The sequence below is a fragment of the Tranquillimonas rosea genome, from assembly GCF_900111315.1.
In the GTDB taxonomy this organism is placed as follows: domain Bacteria; phylum Pseudomonadota; class Alphaproteobacteria; order Rhodobacterales; family Rhodobacteraceae; genus Tranquillimonas; species Tranquillimonas rosea.
Genome location: NZ_FOGU01000016.1, coordinates 29284 through 46160, shown reverse-complemented (window position 1 = coordinate 46160; position 16877 = coordinate 29284). Strand labels below are relative to the sequence as shown.

Genomic DNA, 16877 nt, shown 5'->3' with positions numbered 1-16877 from the left:
CCGAGGCCAGTATGTGAAGGGCCTGACGAGGGCTCGGCGCGGAGGGGTTCAAATGGGCCACAAGATTGCCATTTATGCGCGGGTCTCGACGCCGGAGCAAAATGGCGAACGCCAGTTGCGCGAACTGCGCGCTTTCGCGGAGCGCGCAGGATACGAGATCGTGGCGGAAGAGTGCGAGACTGCCAGCGGACGGAGGGACCGTCGGCCCGGTCGAGCGCGGCTCCTGGCGATGGCAAAGCGGCGCGAGCTGGATGCAATCGCGGTGGTGGAATTGTCCCGATGGGGGCGTTCGACCTCGGACCTTCTCTCAACACTGAGCGAGCTGGAAGCGAAGAAAGTTTCGCTTCTGACGTTGAACGGCCTTGAGTTGGACGTGTCGTCTCCGATGGGAAAGATGATCTCCACCTTCCTCGCGGGCGTGGCGGAGTTTGAGACGGCACTACTCTCTGAGCGTGTCAAATCGGGGCTGGAAGCCGCGCGGGCCAAAGGAAAAACCTTGGGGCGGCAGGAAGGCGATGCGCCGGTCGTGCGGCGGCACGGTCGGAAAATCCGGGCGTTGGCGGCCGAGGGCCGCAGTCAAAGATGGATTGCCAAGGAGCTACAGATCAGCCGAACCACGGTTGCCAAGGCGATCCACGAAGGCTCCGGCGACAGCTAGTCCCTGACAATCTCGATGAACCGCTGATACTGCTCTGTGACCTCTTGGGCCTCGCGGAAGGCGCGCGCGCGCTCCTGATCCAGACAGCCGATGTAATCCGAGACTTCGGACAGATAGTTCTCGAAGTCCTGGCGCAGCAGGTCGGCATACTCGCGCACCTCGCTCTCCGCTGATGGCAAATATGGTTTTTCTGGTGATAAACAGCTCTGAGAATGAGCTGGGAAGGCCAGAAAAATCAACAAAATTACTGTCGCGTTAAGGGGGTGAAAGTGACCGCACATCATAGGTGAACCCCTTGTGTTGCAATGGTAAATTGGTTGGCATCCGGATTCCCCAGGACCGGGTAGACCCGACGCTGCCTGCAATCTGCACGGTTGCAGACAAAATAACAATATTGTATCGGTGGCGGCGCCTTGTCTGGTGCGCGTCTCCGATGCTCGTGAGCTAGGAGGCCAGGCCGGACGCATGTTCAAAGCAGCGCCTAATGTGGTCGTCGAAGAGACATTCAGAAACTTACTCGAGCGCGGGTATCGAGCGGAGATCGTCTGCTCGGAAAGCGCCTTCAAGCAGCACGCAACCTGGTATGGTCGCTGGTATCTCCGGGCTGTCTCGGACGACAACGGCGAAGAACATTTGCTCGTCACGGCACGAGGAAAAGGCAAAGGGGAAAAGGACCTCGCCCCTCGGTATTTCCGAACGGCTCCGGGTCTCATCTCCTTCCTGCACGATCAGGGGTGCAAGTTCATCGAGATTCCGCTGGAAGCGGGCACTCGGGCGTCTCAACGCCTCCTACGAAAACAAGACGAAGCGTCAGAGTAGCGTTCTCTTTGGTGCGGCTCTCGTAGCCGCCGCGCTCACCACGCCGCCTGCGGACGCGCAGGGAATGGTCATGGTGATGCGGTCGGACGGAAGCCTCGAAGCGCAATCTCCACAGAACGGTTTTTCTCGCACCTACGGCGATGCGCGCCGGTCGGACGGGGATAGCATTTTCCTGTTCGACGAAAACGAGGAAGATGAAGAGGACGGCGAAGCCGAAGCCGCGGTGCAAGTTCCGCGCGCGGTCGTTCCGCCCGCTGCGGTCCTCCAAGCGATTGATACGACGGCAATGCGCTACGGGTCGCACCCGGCGCTACGGCGCGTCGGCATGTCCGTCTCGGATTGGCGCCGCTTTTTCCGCGCAAACATCGAAATCGAGAGTGCCTACGATCCGAACGCTCGAAGCCATGTGGGCGCGATCGGGCTCGGGCAACTCATGCCTGCTACAGCCTCTACCCTCGGAGTGGACCCGCACGATTGGCAGGAAAATCTGGACGGGTCGGCTCGGTATCTTCTGACCCAGCTCGCCCGGTTCCAGGATCCACGGCTCGCCCTCGCTGCCTACAACGCAGGGCCAGCGGCCGTGGTCGAGAACGGGGGAATACCCCCGTATCGCGAGACCCAAAATCACGTCCTGAAGGTCATGGGGGTCTTCGCAAGGCTGCAAGGAGATCTAGGATGAAGTCGAATATCACTCACGTGGCTATGGCGGTCGTATTGACCTTTGCCATAGCCGAACCGGCGCTCGCTCAAGAGCTGGACCTGTCGCCGGTACAAGACCTTCTGCAAGGCATCGTGGACGCCATCACCGGCCCGCTCGGCATGGTGATCGGGACGCTCGCTTTGATCGGGGTTTTCCTGACTTGGCTGTTCGGGATTCTCGACTTCCGGCAGGCGCTTTGGACCGTGATCGCCATCGCCGGCGTCGCCGCGGCGCCGACCATTGTTTCGACCATCTGGAATAACTGAGGTCGAAAAGCGATGACAGAACAGTCCCGTGTTTATCTAGGTCTGACGCAACCACCCAAGCTGCTCGGCTTGCCGATCATGTATGCGATGATCTGGATGTTCGGGTCTGTTCTGATCTTCCTTTGGGTGCAAAGCGTCATCGTCGCGCTGCTGGCCCTCGCCGCCTACCCGGTTCTCTGGAAGGCGGCGGATTGGGACCCGCATTTCATCGACGTGATTGCAACCACTCTCCAAGAAACTCCGCCCACGCGAAACCGTCGCCAGCACGGGGGAGATAGCTATGTCCCTTGAAGACAACGACCTCCTGCCGACGTGGTTTGCCCGCGAACGCAAGATGGCCTCGCTGCTGCCTTACGTGTCGCTGGTCGATGACAAGACGATCCGCACGCGCGGAAACGAGCTGATGCAGTGCATCCGGCTCGACGGCCTGAACAGCACTACCACCGAAGACGAATTGCTCGACAAGACGCGGGCGCTCTTCGCGCATATCGTGGCGCAGTCAGGATCGGATTACAGCTTCTACGTCCATAAGGTTTCGCGGCCTGTCGAACACGGCCTGCCGCCGGTCAACGGGGGTGATTTTGCCGAGGCGGTCGATAACCGTTGGCGAGCGCACCTGGACGGTGGAAAGCTGCGCGACAAGACCCTCACGCTGACGGTGATGCGTCGCCCAACGCTCGGGGCGAACGTGCCGTTGCGCCGCGCGAAGTCGATGGCAACGCTCCGGAGCGAGACGGAAAAGGCCCTGCGGCGACTCTACGAGGTCACGAACTTTCTGCGCTCGACTTTTGGGAACCTCAACGCGCGGCTCCTGTCGGCTGAGGAAGGTGAGCTGCTGGGCTTCCTCGGCGCGCTGAATGTGGGGCGGGAAAGCCCGATCTATCGCGGCTCGTCTTATGGTTATGTGGCGCAAGACGTGGCGAACACGCGCGTCACGTTCAAAGGCCCGAACTTCTACCTGTCCGAAGGCACCATAGGACGGCGCGTAGGGACCACCTTTGCGCTCAAGAGCTATCACAGCACGTCGCAGTGCACGATGTTCGATGATCTGAACCTGCCGGTCGATATGGTCGTCACGCAGTCTTTCAGCACCATCAACTCAAACGTCATGGCGGGGCGCATTAAGCGCCAGATGCGGCTTCGTCGCGCGTCGGACAATGGCGCAATGTCGCTCCTGGAGGAAATGCCGACCGCGCTCGATGATCTCGAAACCGGGCGGCTGAGCTTCGGGCTACACCACATGACGGTGACGGTATTCGCGGAGACCGAAGAAAAGCTCGATAGCATCGGCGCCGAGGTGCGCAACATCGCGACGACAGAAGGCGTCACGATGGTGAATGAGAGCTTTGCAGCTAAGACGCATTACTTCGCGCAGCACCCCGGAAATGGAGCCAAGCGAAGCCGTAAGGCGGCGGTCACGAACCACAACTTCGCGGACTATGCCGCCTTCCATCGCCCTCAGATGGGTAAGACCGGCGAGCGCGTCCCTTGGGGCGTTCCCGTCACTATGTTCCCGACCGTGGATAGGGGCGGCTTCCACTTCAACTTCCATGAGGAAGGGTCGCCCGAGAAAGAACCGACCGGGGGGCATACCCTGATCCTCGGACGCCCTGGCTCGGGCAAATCCGTTCTCGCCGCCTTTCTGATGACGCAGGCGAAGCGCGCGGGCGCGCGGCTGTTCGTCTTCGATTACCGGCGCGGGATGGAAATGGCGGTGCGCGCCAACGGCGGTCGCTACACGTCCATCAACGCGGGCGAGAAGACCGGCCTAAATCCGCTCCGCACAGAGATCGACGCGCGCGGGCAGGCATGGCTTTCCGACTGGCTCTCCGCTTTGGTTCATCGCTCCGACAAGCCGCTGACGCCCACGCAAGTGAACCGCATCCAAGAGGTAGTGCGGCAGAACGCGGAAGCGCGCGAGGATCTTCGCAACTGGACGGACTTGGCCTCTCTGTTCAGCTCGACCGACGACGAAGGCGATCTGCATGAGCGCCTTGTCGAGTGGACCGAAGGCGGACGCTACGGCTGGATTTTCGGGAACAACCAAGAGGACACGTTCTCGCTCGAAGGTGAGACGGTTGGTTTCGATCTGACCGGAATTTTGGACAGCGAAAGCGAGAAAGAGCGCATGGCGGTCCTCTCGTATCTGTTCCGCCGGGTGGAGCGGAAAATCGAGGATCGACGCCGCACGATCATCGTCATTGATGAAGCGTGGAAGGCGCTCGATAACCCCTACTTCGCGGAGCGACTGAGCAACTGGCTCGTCACGGCCCGGAAGCAGAACGCGGTCGTCGTGATGATGACGCAGTATGCCAGCCAGCTCAAAAGGACGAACGTTGGTCAGACCATCGTTGAGGCGGTCCCGACGCAAATCCTTCTCCCCAACATACGGGCACGCCGCAGCGACTATGACCTGCTCGGCCTGCACGACAAGGAACTCGACATGCTGCTCAACTCGGGCAGCAACTCGCGCCTCGGGCTTGTGCGCGACGATCAGGGCTCGGTCCTGGTCGATGCCGACCTGAGCCCGCTGGGCAACCTTCTGACCATCCTGGGCGGGATGGAAAAGGGCGAGGAACTGGTCGGGGAAGACTACCGCGACCGCCCGGATTTCTGGAGGATCGGATGAAGCTCTTGACCGCTGCCCTGCTGATGGCCGTGACCCTTGCCGCGTGCGGCTATCAGCCCTCGACCGCTGAGTGCTTTAACTTCGCCCCGACTGACGGGCCTTGCACCTTCACGCCGGTGAACTCGGAGCACTGGAAGGTTGTCTCCGATGGCGACTAAGCTTCCGGCGCTCATGCTCTGCACAGCATTGACCGCCCTGCCCGGCGTGGCAGGGGCGCAGGGCGTCCCTGTCTTCGATGCACAGAAGAATGCGCAGATACAGGGGATCATCGAGCGCACGGAACTCGATCTGCTGCTCCAACAGGACGTTCTCGATACCGCTGAGCGGCTGGTCGAAATCAAACAGGAACAGCTCGACGCTCTGGCCGACATTCATTCGACGGCGACTATGGGCGACACGGACGTGTCGGGCATGGTCGCGAGCCTCGAAGATGGTAGCTCGGATGAGACGGCTTCGGATGAGCTTTACTCGCCCGTCGATACCAACCCCGGCGCGGAACAGATGTTCGGGGCCGTTGAAGGCGAGGCGGGGAACAGTGAACCGGGTACGGGCGGCGGCGAAGTCGAAGAAAGGTTCGGAGACGCCAGCGGCTCGGTCGAAGGACTGATTATCCGCGTGGCAAAGGAGACGCACGGCAACGCCGGTGTCGGCACGGCCGGGCTGTCCGTGGTCCAATGGCGGGCGCTTCTCCAAGCTCTGATCTGGCAGGAAAGCCGTTTCACCATCGGGGCCAAGTCGCCGGTTGGAGCGTTCGGTCTGACGCAGATCATGCCGGGCACTGCCAGCGATCTCGGCATCAACCCGGAATACTACGAGAGTCCCTATCTCCAAGTCGAAGGCGGCGCGCGCTACCTCGCCTCGATGCTGAATATGTTCGACGGGAACATCATTCATGCGCTCGCAGCCTACAACGCCGGCCCTGGAAACGTGCAGAACTATGGGGGCGTCCCGCCGTTCGAGGAAACCCAGCACTACGTGCAGGTGATCCCCGAACGCTACAACCACTACCTCGAAATCATCGGGGGCGTGGATGCTCTTGGCACCATCGACCCGGTGACGCTCGCCAACTCAACCATGAGCATGACGGCCTACGGCTCCGGGGTCTACGGCGACTACTCCCTGACTTCCGTGCAAGCCGCCGCAGCGCGCGTCAGCGCGATCATAGAGCGGATCGGGGAGACCGAAGACGTTCAGGAAGCCTATGCCCTGAACTCCTATGCGCGCGCTGAGCTGGCGCGGCTCGTCGCGATCCGCACTCGACTCAAGGCGGCGCAGACCCGCGCCCTTTCCGCAGAGCAAGTCGCGATGGCGGCACGAGCGGCCCAGGAGCGGGCCTTCATGGACTTTCAAATGGAGGATTTCGAGTGATGGCTATCTCGAAAACGATAGGACGGTGGGTCCGCGCGGCGGCCCTGACGGGTGCAGTCGCCGTCTCTGGTGGTGGTGGTGCCATGCTGTCGAGCGCGGTTGCGTTCATGGCCGCGCCCCCGGCGTACGCGCAAGGCGTGCCGGTGGTCGATACACAGAACATCGCGCAGGAAATTCGGCAAATTCAGCAGATGCTGGAAGACTACGGCATCCAGTCGGATCAACTCGACCGCCTGCTTGAGCAAGTCGAACTTCTCCAAAGTCAAATCGACCAGCTCGAAGAGACCTATGACGCCTTGAGCGGCCCGACGAACGTGGCTGCGATGGTGATGGAGAACGGCGACCTTAACGGCCTTCTTGATCAGGAATTTGAGGACGTGATCGACTTGGCCCAAGGCGTCGCCAACGGCGACTTCTCTGACCTCCTGGGCGGTTCGGCGCCGCAGATGCAGACGCAGATGGAGCGCGTCTTGGCCGAAGCTGGCTTCGGTGAAGATACGCTGTCGGAAATGGCGTCCAGCGGCAACCGAGGCGCGGAGAACGTCGCCACGCGCGCCTCCACAGGGGCGGTCATGTCGGCGGCCGCGCAGAACAGCCACCGCGAGGCGGCGCAGTCGCTTGAGCGGGTAGATGAGCTGGTCGGGATGATCCCCGACATGGAGACGCTCAAGTCGAGCGTCGATCACAACACGCGCGTCACGGCGGAGCTGGCGATCGCCATGACGCGCATGTGGGAACTCGAAGCAATTCAGACGGTAGGGTCCGGTCAAAGCGGTGTTGTCGATGCGGCCACCATCGCTGAGGAACAGCGGTTCATGGACTTCACCCTGCCGGACCTCGAATGAGCGAGGCAGGCGTGGCTAAACAAGACGAGATCATTGAAGAAGAGCTTGTTTACGGCGCTCGTCGCCGTGAACGGCTCTGGCAGAAGGTTGCGCTCGTGAGCGCGGTCTTCGGCATCGCGGGGTGCCTGGCGGCTGCGGCTGTCTCGGTTCTCGATGTGGAGCCGCCGCCGGTTGTGGTCCCGGTGGATAGTGAGACAGGCATGGCGGTTCCGAACGCGGCGGTTGAAGCCGTCTCGCTGACGGAGCGCCCGGCGATCATTCAGGCCGAAGTCTACCGCTATGTGAACGCGCGGGAGACCTACAACCAGCTCGACAACGATGTGCGAATTGAGCGTGTCCTGGCCATGTCCGATGGGAATGCGGAATCCTCCCTGCGGCAGCTCTGGACCAGCGGCCACGCCGATTATCCGCCCAACAACTACGGCGAGGATGCGCGGCTCGATGTGCAAATCGACTCGATCAACCTCATTACGAACAACCGGGCACAAGTGCGGTTTCGGAAGCGGCTGACGTCCAATGAAGGGACGCAGACAGGGAGCTTCACGGCAACGCTGCTCTATGAGTTTCGGCCCGCACAAATGCGGCAGATAGACGATGTGTGGCGCAATCCCTTCGGCTTCACGGTGACTGAATACGCGGTCGTGTCCGATAGGCAGGAGTGACGCCATGAAAAGACGAGGCATCTGGACACTGGCTCTCGGAGTCGCCCTCGCGGCCACGGCCGCGCAGGCGGAATATTCCCCGCGACCTGGGCACTACGACAGCCGCGTTCGCACAGCCACCTATCGCGACGGCGAGGTCTACCGGATCAACGTCTCGATGACCCACGTAACGAGCATCGAGTTCGGACAGGGCGAGACGATCCGCTCGATCATCGCCGGCGATACGGAAGGCTTCATGCTGGACGGGGTGCCCGGAGGCCGCGCCTTTGCGATCAAGCCCGGGGCGCAAGGTATCTCGACCAACATCACGGTCTACACCAATCGCCGCAGCTACTATTTCAGCGTCACCGAGACCTCGAACCCGACGCACTACGTGGTGCGGTTCGACTATCCGCAGGACCGGCGCGCTGAGCCGCGCGATGCCGTCGCGCGGAGTGCGCCGAACACCAATTACGGCGTGAGCGGTCAGTCAGAAATCACACCGACCGCGATCTGGGACGATGGGACGTTCACCTACTTCCGTTTCGCCAGAAATGCGCCTGTGCCTTCGATCTTCAAATGGTCGAACGGCAATGAGCGGTCGGTGAACAGCATGGCGACCGAAGATGACGTGATCCGCGTCTCCGGCGTCAACAACAGGTGGGTGCTGCGCCTTGGCGACCAAGAAATCTGCGTGGAAGCCCTGCCGACGCAAGGGGGCCAGCAATGAGCGATGAGAACACCAACGGCGAGGGAAACCCGAGCCTCGAAGAGCGTCTGCAAGCCCTTGAAAGCAGTGAGAGCGGCGGGGGCTCCGGGACACGCCGCCAGCGCCCGAACGTGTCGCCTTTGGTGGCTATCGGCGGCGTGGCGGCGATCAGCCTAATGGGCGGCTTGGTGTATCTCTCTATGCAGCCCGAAGAAGAAGAGCGGATGCAGACGGGCGCTCCGGCTGAGTTTCAGCCCGAAGGTGACGGGTTCGGGACGATCACACCGACGCGCGTTCCTGAACCTGAGCCGGAACCTGAACCGGAGCCTGAGCCACAACCGGCAGCGGCCCCGAACTCCGAGCTGCTGGATCGGATCGACAGGCTCCAAGCGGAGATTGAAAATCTTCGCGACGCTCCGGCCGAAGAGCAGGACACGTCGGAGCAAGACGCTCGAATTGATGACCTGCTTACGCAGGTCGAAGACTTGCAAGAGGCGAACGAAGAGGCTCAGAGCGAGTTTCAGCGCCAGCTCCAACAACGTGACCGGGAGCTGCGTCAGCTTCAAGCAGACCTCGATCTCGCGCGGTTGCAGCCCAACCCGACGCCCGCCACGACTCCGGCCGAGACCGGGCCGAGCGAAGAGGAACAGCGCCGCCTTGCGGAACTGGAACGGCGGCGGCAGGAGGCGCGGGAGTTTCAAGCCGCGCGCAACGAGAGCGGCATCATCGCATTTGGCGGCGGTGGGTCCGACAACGGCGCTGGCGATGAGGCTGAACAGCTACTCGATGCGGGGACCGATTTCGTCCGCAACGGCGGCGCGACGGCCGAGGTCACTCAGGCGGAAGTGATAGCAAATCCGTCGAACACGGTGCCGCAAGGAACGCTGATACAGGCGTCGCTCGAAACGGCCGTCGATAGCTCGACACCCGGCCAGGTGCGCGCGCTCACGTCGGAGAACGTCTATTCCTATGACGGGTCGCGCGTCCTGATCCCACGTGGCTCGCGGCTTATTGGGCGTTACCAGTCGGGCGTCGAGATTGCGCAGAAGCGCATCACCATCGCTTGGGACCGGATCATTCTGCCGACACAGCAGACCGTCGAAATCAGCGCCTTCGGTGGCGATGAGCTGGGGCGCTCAGGTGTGGGCGGGTTCGTGGACTCCCGGTTCGACGAACGGTTCGGTTCAGCGGCTCTTATCTCGTTGATCTCGGCTGGGGCCAGCTATGGCGCCGGTCAGCTTGAAAGCGAGGATGCCGCCGACGCGGCGGATCAGGTTGGTGGCGATCTGGAAAGCGCCTCGAACAGTGCCCTCGATGACTACCTGTCCCTCGGCCCGGTGATCCACGTCGACCAAGGCGAGACGGTCACGGTCATGGTGGACCGGGACCTGGAGATTTTCTGATGGGTTCCGGGTATCTCGAAAGCTCGCTCGACCGCATCCCCGAAGCCTCGCGAAATGACGTGATCGAGATATGCGTGAACCCTGACGGGCGTGTGTGGGGTGAGTTTCAGGGGGACCACTTCATGCACCCCCTCGAAACGGTGCTAACCGAGACGCAGGCGAAAGACCTCGCGAACCAAGTGGCATCCGCCACGCAAACGACGATGAGCAAGTCCAAGCCGGTCGTTTCGGTGAGCATCGAATATCGGAAGCGACCGATCCGCGCGCAGGTCATGGTCTCGCCGGTGGTCGGGCGCGGCGCGTCGATCTCTCTGCGGTTCTTCACGAACGTTCCGCTCGATAAGATTGAGCTGAACTTCCTCTACGGCGAGGAACGCAGCCTCGAACAAGTCCGGCAGGAGCGCACACGCGAGCTGCGCTCCATTGTGGCAAGCGGCGATATCACCGCCTGCCTGCGCTTCTGCGTGGATCACAAGCTCAACATGATTGTTGCCGGGGGCACGTCCACGGGCAAGACGGTCGCGGTGCGAAAGATCCTTTCCTACGTGCCGCCGGAAGAGCGGATCGTCACCATCGAAGAAGCGGCGGAGCTGCTACCAGCGCAGCCGAATGCAGTCACACTGATCTCGAACCGCGAGGTGGAGCATCAGACGGCGGACGCTCTACTGACTTCAACACTGCGGATGCGGCCTGACAGGATCGTGCTGGGCGAAGTGCGCGGACAGGAAGCCATGACCTTCCTCGAAGCGATCAATACCGGACATGGCGGCTCGATGACGACGCTGCACGCTGAGACGCCGCAACTGGCGATGCAAAGACTCGCCATTGCTGCCCTGAAAACAAACGTCCCGATGACCTACGCCGATATGGTGCGTTACATTGAAAACTCAATCGACGTGGTAATCCAGACAGGCCGTCTCGAAGGCGACCGGGGCATCACCGAATTTTTCCTGCCGGGCGCGGAAGAAAAGGAGGGCCAAAGCCATGATGAAGTTCGAGCATGAGGTCGATACTATCGACACGCGGAAGAAGGCGAAGGAAATGCCAGCCATTCTCGCGCAGCGAAGTGAAGAGGGCTGGGAGCTGGTGTCGGTCGTAACGTCCGGCCCGACTGATCTGCACCTCTTCTTTAAGCGGCCGATGGCGGCTGGCCCAAAGGCGGTGGCATGATGGGAAGCCGATGCACCGCCCTCGCCTTGACCGTCCTCTTGGCCGGGCCTGTGACCGCTCAAGACTCGTTCATGCTGCCCGACCTGGACGAAGAGCAGGAAAATCCGGACTGCCCGAACGCGCCAGCGCGCCCGGAGTGGGTTACGAACCCCTCCAATGAGGGGCTGACCCGTTCGGAGTTGGCGACGGAACTGTATCAGCAGCAAGGCTATCGCAACGTGGTCGAAGCCGGAGAGTGCACCTGCGAGCTGCGTTTCCCGTCATGGGACAGGGTGACGGAAGCGATGGAAACCGAATTTGCCGGAATCTCGCGCTTCGAGTTTCTGGAAGTCATCCCCGATATTCGGAAGGCGACGAAGACCTACAGGAACGAAGGGCGGCCGATCTGTAGAGACGCCGGGCTCTGGTAGAGCAGGAGAACGAAAATGGGCGTCGTAACGTTCTTTGTCGAGACGACTGACGGATTTCTCAATGATGCGGCCGAGACGCAATTTGGAATGGTTGCGGCGACGGTCGGCACGATTGGGACCGTGGCCTGCACATTGGTCGTGATCCTCGTCTTCCTGAACCTACTCTTCGGGTTTCGGGACATGGACGGTCGGATGGCGTTTTGGCTCGTGGTCAAGATGGTGCTGATCTCGATCTTTGCGCAGAGCTGGACGCAGTTCGATCAATTCTCGTCTGCCCTTCTCAACGGCATCGACTCCATCGCGGGATCGCTCGTCGCCTCGGTCGGTGGCGGCGGTGAAATCGGCCCGTCGGGCACTTTTGCGGAGGAGTTCGACGGCCTGATTGAGAACATGACAGAATATCTGGACGCGATTGCAGACAGCATGAATTGGATGCAGGGCGCGATTACGAACGGCATCGGCCTCGTTCTTCTCAGCTTACTCGGCGGGATCGCCGCCTTCATCGTGGTCTTCTCGCGCGTCGTCCTGACGCTCATGCTGGCCCTTGCGCCGATCATGATCTTCCTGACCCTCTTCGACGCGACGAAAGACTACTTTCTCCGCTGGGTCAGTTCGACGGCCTCTTTTGCACTCTACCCGGTGGTCATCGCAGGCATCTTCGCGACAATCATCGGTGTGGGCGGTTCGCTCATGGCAACCCTTGGCGATCCGGGCTCGGCCGAGAACATCGGGGCGCTGATCCCCTTCTTCATGCTGGTTCTCATGTCGAAAGCCTTCATCCTGGCAACGCCATTCCTCGTGCGCTCGATCTCCGGCAACGTGGTCATGCCGGCGATGCAAGCGGTCAGCCCGGAAGGCATTCGCTCGTTCACGGCGGGGGCCGCGAACACAAGCGGCTCGCAAGCTCGCGCGCAGCGCGGGATGCGAAGTGGAACGGAGCTGGCCGGGTCGGCATCGCGGTCGGCCGCCTTGGGCGCTGGCGCACGGGTCCAGAGGATGATGCAGCGCAACAAAAGACTGTCCGAGACATAGAAAAAAGGCCCGCCGAAGCCCAACCCTTTGCATTTCGTGTGCAACTCGTGGCCAAGCATCTTGTGGGCCTGACGCTATGTCCGACAAAGTTTCCCGAAGAAATCTTCGGGGGGCCTCCGCGCCGGAGGTCGGCTTGGCGGACGGAACTGCCTTTCGCTGCAAATGCTCAGTCCCCTCTACTTATACTGCGCTGAGCGGGAGGTGGACTTCTTCGTCGAAGGAATGCCGTGCCACAGCCCGCCATCTCGAAAACTTTCTTGCATTGGCAGCGCCGCCGTTCCTCTGCGGATGGACTGGATTGGGTGCGGCCTCTCAACCAATGCGGCCAAGGGACGGAAAGGTCGCCAGCAGCCAATAGGCAAAGCGCGAAAGCTGACCGGTCATGATCGCAAGCCCCATCAGAACCATTACCCCGCCTGCGCCCCTGTAGAGCCACCGTCCTGCTTGTCCGATCCGTTTGACGCGCGCTGCTATGGCGTCCGTGAACAGGGCCGCCAGAAGGAAGGGCACGCCGAGCCCGATCGAATAGATCGCCAGCAGCCAGACGCCGTTCGAGAGGCTGCCCGCACTCGCGCTTACTGTTAGGATCGCCCCGAGGATCGGACCGATGCAGGGCGTCCAGCCGAAGGCGAAAGCAAGACCAAGGACATAGGCTCCTATCGGGCGCCCGCCGGGCACATCGAGATGGAACCGGGTGTCGCGCGCGAGACCACCGATGCGGAGAACCCCGAGCATGACCAGGCCGAACAGGACGATGATTGCCCCGCCGACAAAATTGAGTTCCGTCCTCCATGTCAGGAGCAGCGATCCAAGCGCACTGGCCCCGGCGCCCAGGGCCACAAAGACCGTCGAGAAGCCGAGGACGAAACAGGCGCTCAGGCCAAGGGCGCGGCTTCGGGCCAGCATACCGACATGTTGCGCGGTCCTGAGGCCGGGTTGACCGGCGATAAAGGAGACGTAGCCCGGCACCAGCGGCAGGACGCAGGGCGACAGGAACGAGATGGCGCCAGCAAGAAAGGCTGCGAAGACGCCGATCCCCGAAATTTCCAACATCTATGCCTCCTTGCGAAATGGCTTGGCGGCCCACCAGAAGCCGAGGAGCGGGATGATCAGCCATTGCAGTACAGGCGAAAGACCGGTGCCCACCAACGGCAGGGTCGGCATGCGCGCGGTGTAGTCCCAGGCCTCGCGCACCTCCACGTTCAGCCACTCGCTGAAGATCGTGTAGCCTATGCCCGCCAGCACGGTGACGATGGCGACCCATCGCGCCGCAAGACGATCCGCCGGCCATTCCCGTCCGAACAACAGAAGCGCTCCGACCAGGGTGCTGAGAGCGATCAGGATATCCCCCCCGGTGCAGTGCAGCCCCGCGAACAGGATCTCGCCCGCCGTTCCCTCATGCCAGATCGTGTAGAGCGGCATGTGACCGAACTCCCATGCCAGATGGGCCGGGATCACGACCGCGAAATACCGCCGCAGTGCGTCGAGAGACAGCATCGGTCGCTCTGCGCCGGAGCTGCGTGTCTGGCTCATCGGAAGACGTTCGTCAGCGTATGCCACCAGCCTTCCTCCTCGTGCCTGTGCTGCGCGTTGTTGATCAGCCCGCTCAGGTAGAGCACGAGATTGGCGTTCTGGAACTCCATGCCGTGGAACTTGGCCGCGAGGCGCCCGCCGCGGTCGATCACGAAGGTCACCGGCGCGTGCATCATCGCGTCGCTCTCGGCCGACATGGTGAACTCGACGCCGTAATCGCTGGCCAGAGCCCGGGTCGTATCCTCGGGCTGGTCCGGACGTGTGGTCAGAAAGGTCCAGTTTGCCGTGTCGAGGTCGTGCCAGCCGGCGTAGTCGCGCAGAATGTTCGGGGTATCGTTCGCCGGGTCTGTGGTGATCGAGACGAACTCGACCATGTCTCCCATCGGCGAGGCGTTGATCGACTCCTGGATCGTCGCGATCTTGTCGGCATGGAGCGGGCAGACGTCCGGGCAACTCGCATAGATGAAATGCAGCACCACGACCTTGTCCTGGAGCTCGGACAGGCCGACCGGTCGTCCCTCGGCATCCTGAAGCTTGAAGCCGGGCGCCTGTTCGCCCTCGATCGGCTGGAAGTATTTCTCCATTTCCAGCATGCGCTCGTCGAGATTTTCGCCGGGATGATTGGCGAGGGCGGGCCATGCAGCCATCGCCAGGGCACCGGCAAGGACAAGGCGGCGGCTCGTCTGTTTCAGCATGGTTTCTTCCACTTCTTGTGGGCGCACAGGCACCGTCATTTGATGTGGTCCTCGATGAAGGCGATCATCTCGGGGGTGTCCCATTCCGCCGGGCCCATCAGGCGCCCCACTTCCTTGCCATCGGCGTTGATGAGCAGGGTGGCAGGCAGCCCGAAGGTCTTGAGGGCTGTCGCGGTCAACCCGGTCGAGTCCACGTAGATGTCGAGATTCTCGACGGCGATCTCGTCGAAGAACCGTCGCACTACGGGGATGCCCGCCCGGTCGATCGACACGGCGACGACCTCGAACTCCGGTCCGCCGAGCGCGCCTTCGAGCGCGTCGAGCGTCGGCATCTCCTCGACGCAGGGCGGGCACCAGGTGGCCCAGACATTGAGCAGGACCGTGCGGCCCCGGAAGTCTTCGAGATAGAGCCGGTTGCCCTCGTCCGTGACGAAGCGGAAGTTCGGCACCTCCTGCGGGGTCTCATGGAGGGTGAAGCCCTGCGGCCCGCCGGCCAGCGCCGCTGTTGCAGAGAAGAGGGCGGCGGCAGCCGCCAGAAGCAGATGTTTCATTCTATTGATTCCTCTGCCGCTGTTGCAGTTCCCGGGCCAGCGGCAGCATCGTGTTGTCGATGTCGGATTGCGTGAGGGGCCCCACGTGCCGGTAGGCGATGGTCCCGTTGGCCGCGATGACGTAAGTTTCGGGGATGCCGTAGACGCCCCATTCGATCCCGACGCGTCCATCAAGATCCGCCCCGATACGGGTATAGGGATCGCCGAGGTCGCCAAGCCAGGCGGCCGCTTGGTCAGGCGGGTCCTTGTAGTTGATGCCATAGATCGGCACCTCGCCCCTTTTGCTCATGGCCATGAAGATCGGGTGTTCCTGCCGGCAGGGCACGCACCAGGAGGCGAAGACATTGACCAGAGAGACGTGACCCGCGAGGTCGGACGTCGAGAGCCCCGTCTCGCGCCCCTGGACCGGCGGCAGATCGAACTCCGGCACTGACTTGTTAAGGAGGGCCGAGGGCAGCTCCTCGGAGCTGTTGAAGAGGCCCCAGGCGAAGACCGCGAACAGCAGGGTCGCCAGGAGCGGCACGACCACCAGCAAGGAGAGACGCGGTTTCCGTGAGATTTTCGGAACATTGGTCATCGGCGCATCTTCTCGCCGGCTTCGGCGCTCTGACGTCGTGCGGCTCCGCGTGTGCGGAGCCGCACGCAGCAGGTGGTCAGCAGAACGAGCAGCGCCAGAACCATTAAGAGACAGCCGGCCCAGAGCAGCCCAAGTCGCAGAAGCGAGTCCCACTGCCGGACACCGTCGGACAGCTCGGTCAACATGGCCAAGATCTCATCAGCTACGGAGATACTTGATCAGGGCCACGATCCCGAGCACCAGCACAGCCAGGACCAGGGCCCAGATCACGCCCATTCCGAGCATCATGCCCGGGCCCATCATTCCGCCGTTCATCATCATGCAATTCATCCTTGTTCAAGTTTCCTTAAAGAGCCGGCAGCTCCAGCATGACTGCCGGAGCTGCCCGCATGGTCATTTCACGGCGTAGACGGACGGCGCTTCGCCGTCCGCGATGCCGTAGATCGTGAACGGCTCCTGTTTCTGGCCGCCCATGCCGGGGGCGCCGAGCGGCATGCCCGGCAGGGTAACGCCTGTGAGTTCCGGCTTCTCTTCAAGGAGTCTGTCGACCACCTCGATCGGAACGTGGCCACTGACGACATAGTCGCCGAGGAAGGCGGTGTGGCAGCCCATGAGGTCTTCCGGGATGCCGGCCTCGGTGCTGATCTTCGACAGCTCGTGGGTCGGCTTCACCTCGACCTCGAAACCGTTGTCGCGGAGGTAGTCGGCGTAATTCTCGCAGCAGCCGCATTGCGGGTTCTTGTAGAGAACCACCTCTTCGCCAGCGGCGACGGGGGTCGCGCCGAGGCTGAGGGCAAAGGTGGCGGCGGCGGCAAGGGCAGCGAGGCCGCCCAGTCCAACTAGGGCCTTTTTCATCTTCTTCGTCCTTTCC

24 protein-coding genes are annotated in these 16877 nt (G+C 62.1%); 16 read left to right on the top strand and 8 right to left on the bottom strand.

Features of this window, described 5'->3' with window-relative positions; translation table 11 throughout:
• The first annotated feature begins 52 nt into the window (after positions 1–52).
• Positions 53–658, top strand: coding sequence for a recombinase family protein (locus tag BMZ25_RS18730; RefSeq protein WP_092696195.1), 606 nt, complete (start codon positions 53–55; stop codon positions 656–658).
• Here the strand turns inward: BMZ25_RS18730 and BMZ25_RS18725 are convergent.
• Entirely contained in the window at positions 655–816 is a 162-nt protein-coding gene (locus BMZ25_RS18725) for a hypothetical protein (protein WP_235859941.1), read from the bottom strand. The genes BMZ25_RS18730 and BMZ25_RS18725 overlap by 4 nt on opposite strands.
• A gap of 307 nt (positions 817–1123) precedes the next feature.
• Between BMZ25_RS18725 and BMZ25_RS18720 the strand changes: the two genes are divergently transcribed.
• From BMZ25_RS18720 to BMZ25_RS18655, 15 genes are all read left to right on the top strand, one after another.
• A complete protein-coding gene (locus BMZ25_RS18720) occupies positions 1124–1477 on the top strand; it encodes a hypothetical protein (RefSeq protein WP_092696180.1) in 354 nt (117 codons plus the stop codon).
• Positions 1478–1541: 64 nt separating this feature from the next.
• The gene (locus BMZ25_RS18715; protein ID WP_092696179.1) at positions 1542–2156 is read left to right on the top strand and encodes a lytic transglycosylase domain-containing protein; all 615 of its coding nucleotides are present in this window, start codon (positions 1542–1544) and stop codon (positions 2154–2156) included.
• Positions 2153–2443, top strand: a complete 291-nt coding sequence (locus BMZ25_RS18710; protein WP_092696178.1) for a TrbC/VirB2 family protein — start codon at positions 2153–2155, stop codon at positions 2441–2443. The genes BMZ25_RS18715 and BMZ25_RS18710 overlap by 4 nt, the downstream gene beginning before the upstream one ends.
• Positions 2444–2455: 12 nt before the next feature.
• Entirely contained in the window at positions 2456–2734 is a 279-nt protein-coding gene (locus BMZ25_RS18705) for a VirB3 family type IV secretion system protein (protein WP_092696177.1), read from the top strand.
• On the top strand, positions 2724–5072 hold the full coding sequence (locus tag BMZ25_RS18700; RefSeq protein WP_092696176.1) for a VirB4 family type IV secretion/conjugal transfer ATPase: 2349 nt from the start codon (positions 2724–2726) through the stop codon (positions 5070–5072). The genes BMZ25_RS18705 and BMZ25_RS18700 overlap by 11 nt, the downstream gene beginning before the upstream one ends.
• Positions 5069–5230, top strand: a complete 162-nt coding sequence (locus BMZ25_RS20995; RefSeq protein WP_177190539.1) for a hypothetical protein — start codon at positions 5069–5071, stop codon at positions 5228–5230. Before BMZ25_RS18700 ends, BMZ25_RS20995 begins: the two co-directional genes overlap by 4 nt.
• Positions 5220–6440, top strand: coding sequence for a lytic transglycosylase domain-containing protein (locus BMZ25_RS18695; protein WP_092696175.1), 1221 nt, complete (start codon positions 5220–5222; stop codon positions 6438–6440). The genes BMZ25_RS20995 and BMZ25_RS18695 overlap by 11 nt, the downstream gene beginning before the upstream one ends.
• Positions 6441–6523: 83 nt before the next feature.
• Complete coding sequence (locus BMZ25_RS18690) at positions 6524–7285, top strand: type IV secretion system protein (RefSeq protein ID WP_092696193.1); 762 nt, start codon at positions 6524–6526, stop codon at positions 7283–7285.
• Complete coding sequence (locus BMZ25_RS18685) at positions 7282–7947, top strand: VirB8 family type IV secretion system protein (RefSeq protein ID WP_092696174.1); 666 nt, start codon at positions 7282–7284, stop codon at positions 7945–7947. The genes BMZ25_RS18690 and BMZ25_RS18685 overlap by 4 nt, the downstream gene beginning before the upstream one ends.
• A 4-nt stretch (positions 7948–7951) precedes the next feature.
• Positions 7952–8656 carry a TrbG/VirB9 family P-type conjugative transfer protein gene (locus tag BMZ25_RS18680; protein WP_092696173.1) on the top strand — a complete coding sequence of 235 codons (705 nt, stop codon included), beginning with the start codon at positions 7952–7954 and terminating at the stop codon, positions 8654–8656.
• On the top strand, positions 8653–10038 hold the full coding sequence (locus BMZ25_RS18675) for a TraB/TrbI/VirB10 family type IV secretion system protein (RefSeq protein ID WP_177190538.1): 1386 nt from the start codon (positions 8653–8655) through the stop codon (positions 10036–10038). The genes BMZ25_RS18680 and BMZ25_RS18675 overlap by 4 nt, the downstream gene beginning before the upstream one ends.
• Positions 10038–11042 carry an ATPase, T2SS/T4P/T4SS family gene (locus BMZ25_RS18670; protein ID WP_092696172.1) on the top strand — a complete coding sequence of 335 codons (1005 nt, stop codon included), beginning with the start codon at positions 10038–10040 and terminating at the stop codon, positions 11040–11042. Before BMZ25_RS18675 ends, BMZ25_RS18670 begins: the two co-directional genes overlap by 1 nt.
• Entirely contained in the window at positions 11023–11208 is a 186-nt protein-coding gene (locus tag BMZ25_RS18665) for a DUF4177 domain-containing protein (RefSeq protein ID WP_092696171.1), read from the top strand. The genes BMZ25_RS18670 and BMZ25_RS18665 overlap by 20 nt, the downstream gene beginning before the upstream one ends.
• A gap of 71 nt (positions 11209–11279) precedes the next feature.
• Positions 11280–11618 carry a hypothetical protein gene (locus tag BMZ25_RS18660; protein ID WP_143071570.1) on the top strand — a complete coding sequence of 113 codons (339 nt, stop codon included), beginning with the start codon at positions 11280–11282 and terminating at the stop codon, positions 11616–11618.
• Positions 11619–11633: 15 nt separating this feature from the next.
• Positions 11634–12650, top strand: coding sequence for a TrbL/VirB6 family protein (locus tag BMZ25_RS18655; protein WP_092696169.1), 1017 nt, complete (start codon positions 11634–11636; stop codon positions 12648–12650).
• A gap of 312 nt (positions 12651–12962) precedes the next feature.
• Here BMZ25_RS18655 and BMZ25_RS18650 read toward each other — a convergent pair whose 3' ends face one another.
• From BMZ25_RS18650 to BMZ25_RS18620, 7 genes are all read right to left on the bottom strand, one after another.
• Positions 12963–13703 (bottom strand): cytochrome c biogenesis CcdA family protein, encoded by a 741-nt coding sequence (locus BMZ25_RS18650; protein ID WP_177190537.1) that lies wholly within the window; start codon positions 13701–13703, stop codon positions 12963–12965.
• Positions 13704–14210, bottom strand: a complete 507-nt coding sequence (locus BMZ25_RS18645) for a hypothetical protein (protein ID WP_328586874.1) — start codon at positions 14208–14210, stop codon at positions 13704–13706.
• Positions 14180–14878, bottom strand: a complete 699-nt coding sequence (locus BMZ25_RS18640; RefSeq protein ID WP_092696167.1) for an SCO family protein — start codon at positions 14876–14878, stop codon at positions 14180–14182. Before BMZ25_RS18640 ends, BMZ25_RS18645 begins: the two co-directional genes overlap by 31 nt.
• Positions 14879–14913: 35 nt before the next feature.
• Positions 14914–15429, bottom strand: coding sequence for a TlpA family protein disulfide reductase (locus tag BMZ25_RS18635; RefSeq protein WP_092696166.1), 516 nt, complete (start codon positions 15427–15429; stop codon positions 14914–14916).
• A gap of 1 nt (position 15430) precedes the next feature.
• Positions 15431–16006 carry a DsbE family thiol:disulfide interchange protein gene (locus BMZ25_RS18630; RefSeq protein ID WP_092696165.1) on the bottom strand — a complete coding sequence of 192 codons (576 nt, stop codon included), beginning with the start codon at positions 16004–16006 and terminating at the stop codon, positions 15431–15433.
• Positions 16007–16204: 198 nt separating this feature from the next.
• Positions 16205–16327 (bottom strand): hypothetical protein, encoded by a 123-nt coding sequence (locus tag BMZ25_RS21335; RefSeq protein ID WP_262504529.1) that lies wholly within the window; start codon positions 16325–16327, stop codon positions 16205–16207.
• A 72-nt stretch (positions 16328–16399) separates the two neighbouring features.
• Positions 16400–16861 carry a DUF411 domain-containing protein gene (locus BMZ25_RS18620; protein WP_092696163.1) on the bottom strand — a complete coding sequence of 154 codons (462 nt, stop codon included), beginning with the start codon at positions 16859–16861 and terminating at the stop codon, positions 16400–16402.
• Positions 16862–16877 lie beyond the last annotated feature (16 nt).

Bases quoted from the DNA above. Each gene is read 5' to 3' on its own strand.
- BMZ25_RS18665 (WP_092696171.1), top strand. From the start codon at position 11,023: ATGATGAAGTTCGAGCATGAGGTCGATACTATCGACACGCGGAAGAAG.
- BMZ25_RS18730 (WP_092696195.1), top strand. From the start codon at position 53: ATGGGCCACAAGATTGCCATTTATGCGCGGGTCTCGACGCCGGAGCAA.
- BMZ25_RS18710 (WP_092696178.1), top strand. From the start codon at position 2,153: ATGAAGTCGAATATCACTCACGTGGCTATGGCGGTCGTATTGACCTTT.
- BMZ25_RS18715 (WP_092696179.1), top strand. From the start codon at position 1,542: ATGGTCATGGTGATGCGGTCGGACGGAAGCCTCGAAGCGCAATCTCCA.
- BMZ25_RS18635 (WP_092696166.1), bottom strand. From the start codon at position 15,429: ATGAAACATCTGCTTCTGGCGGCTGCCGCCGCCCTCTTCTCTGCAACA.
- BMZ25_RS18675 (WP_177190538.1), top strand. From the start codon at position 8,653: ATGAGCGATGAGAACACCAACGGCGAGGGAAACCCGAGCCTCGAAGAG.
- BMZ25_RS18670 (WP_092696172.1), top strand. From the start codon at position 10,038: ATGGGTTCCGGGTATCTCGAAAGCTCGCTCGACCGCATCCCCGAAGCC.
- BMZ25_RS18700 (WP_092696176.1), top strand. From the start codon at position 2,724: ATGTCCCTTGAAGACAACGACCTCCTGCCGACGTGGTTTGCCCGCGAA.
- BMZ25_RS18695 (WP_092696175.1), top strand. From the start codon at position 5,220: ATGGCGACTAAGCTTCCGGCGCTCATGCTCTGCACAGCATTGACCGCC.
- BMZ25_RS18690 (WP_092696193.1), top strand. From the start codon at position 6,524: ATGCTGTCGAGCGCGGTTGCGTTCATGGCCGCGCCCCCGGCGTACGCG.
- BMZ25_RS18640 (WP_092696167.1), bottom strand. From the start codon at position 14,878: ATGCTGAAACAGACGAGCCGCCGCCTTGTCCTTGCCGGTGCCCTGGCG.
- BMZ25_RS21335 (WP_262504529.1), bottom strand. From the start codon at position 16,327: ATGATGATGAACGGCGGAATGATGGGCCCGGGCATGATGCTCGGAATG.
- BMZ25_RS18630 (WP_092696165.1), bottom strand. From the start codon at position 16,006: ATGACCAATGTTCCGAAAATCTCACGGAAACCGCGTCTCTCCTTGCTG.
- BMZ25_RS18680 (WP_092696173.1), top strand. From the start codon at position 7,952: ATGAAAAGACGAGGCATCTGGACACTGGCTCTCGGAGTCGCCCTCGCG.
- BMZ25_RS18660 (WP_143071570.1), top strand. From the start codon at position 11,280: ATGCTGCCCGACCTGGACGAAGAGCAGGAAAATCCGGACTGCCCGAAC.
- BMZ25_RS18720 (WP_092696180.1), top strand. From the start codon at position 1,124: ATGTTCAAAGCAGCGCCTAATGTGGTCGTCGAAGAGACATTCAGAAAC.
- BMZ25_RS18650 (WP_177190537.1), bottom strand. From the start codon at position 13,703: ATGTTGGAAATTTCGGGGATCGGCGTCTTCGCAGCCTTTCTTGCTGGC.
- BMZ25_RS18705 (WP_092696177.1), top strand. From the start codon at position 2,456: ATGACAGAACAGTCCCGTGTTTATCTAGGTCTGACGCAACCACCCAAG.
- BMZ25_RS18655 (WP_092696169.1), top strand. From the start codon at position 11,634: ATGGGCGTCGTAACGTTCTTTGTCGAGACGACTGACGGATTTCTCAAT.
- BMZ25_RS18620 (WP_092696163.1), bottom strand. From the start codon at position 16,861: ATGAAAAAGGCCCTAGTTGGACTGGGCGGCCTCGCTGCCCTTGCCGCC.
- BMZ25_RS20995 (WP_177190539.1), top strand. From the start codon at position 5,069: ATGAAGCTCTTGACCGCTGCCCTGCTGATGGCCGTGACCCTTGCCGCG.
- BMZ25_RS18685 (WP_092696174.1), top strand. From the start codon at position 7,282: ATGAGCGAGGCAGGCGTGGCTAAACAAGACGAGATCATTGAAGAAGAG.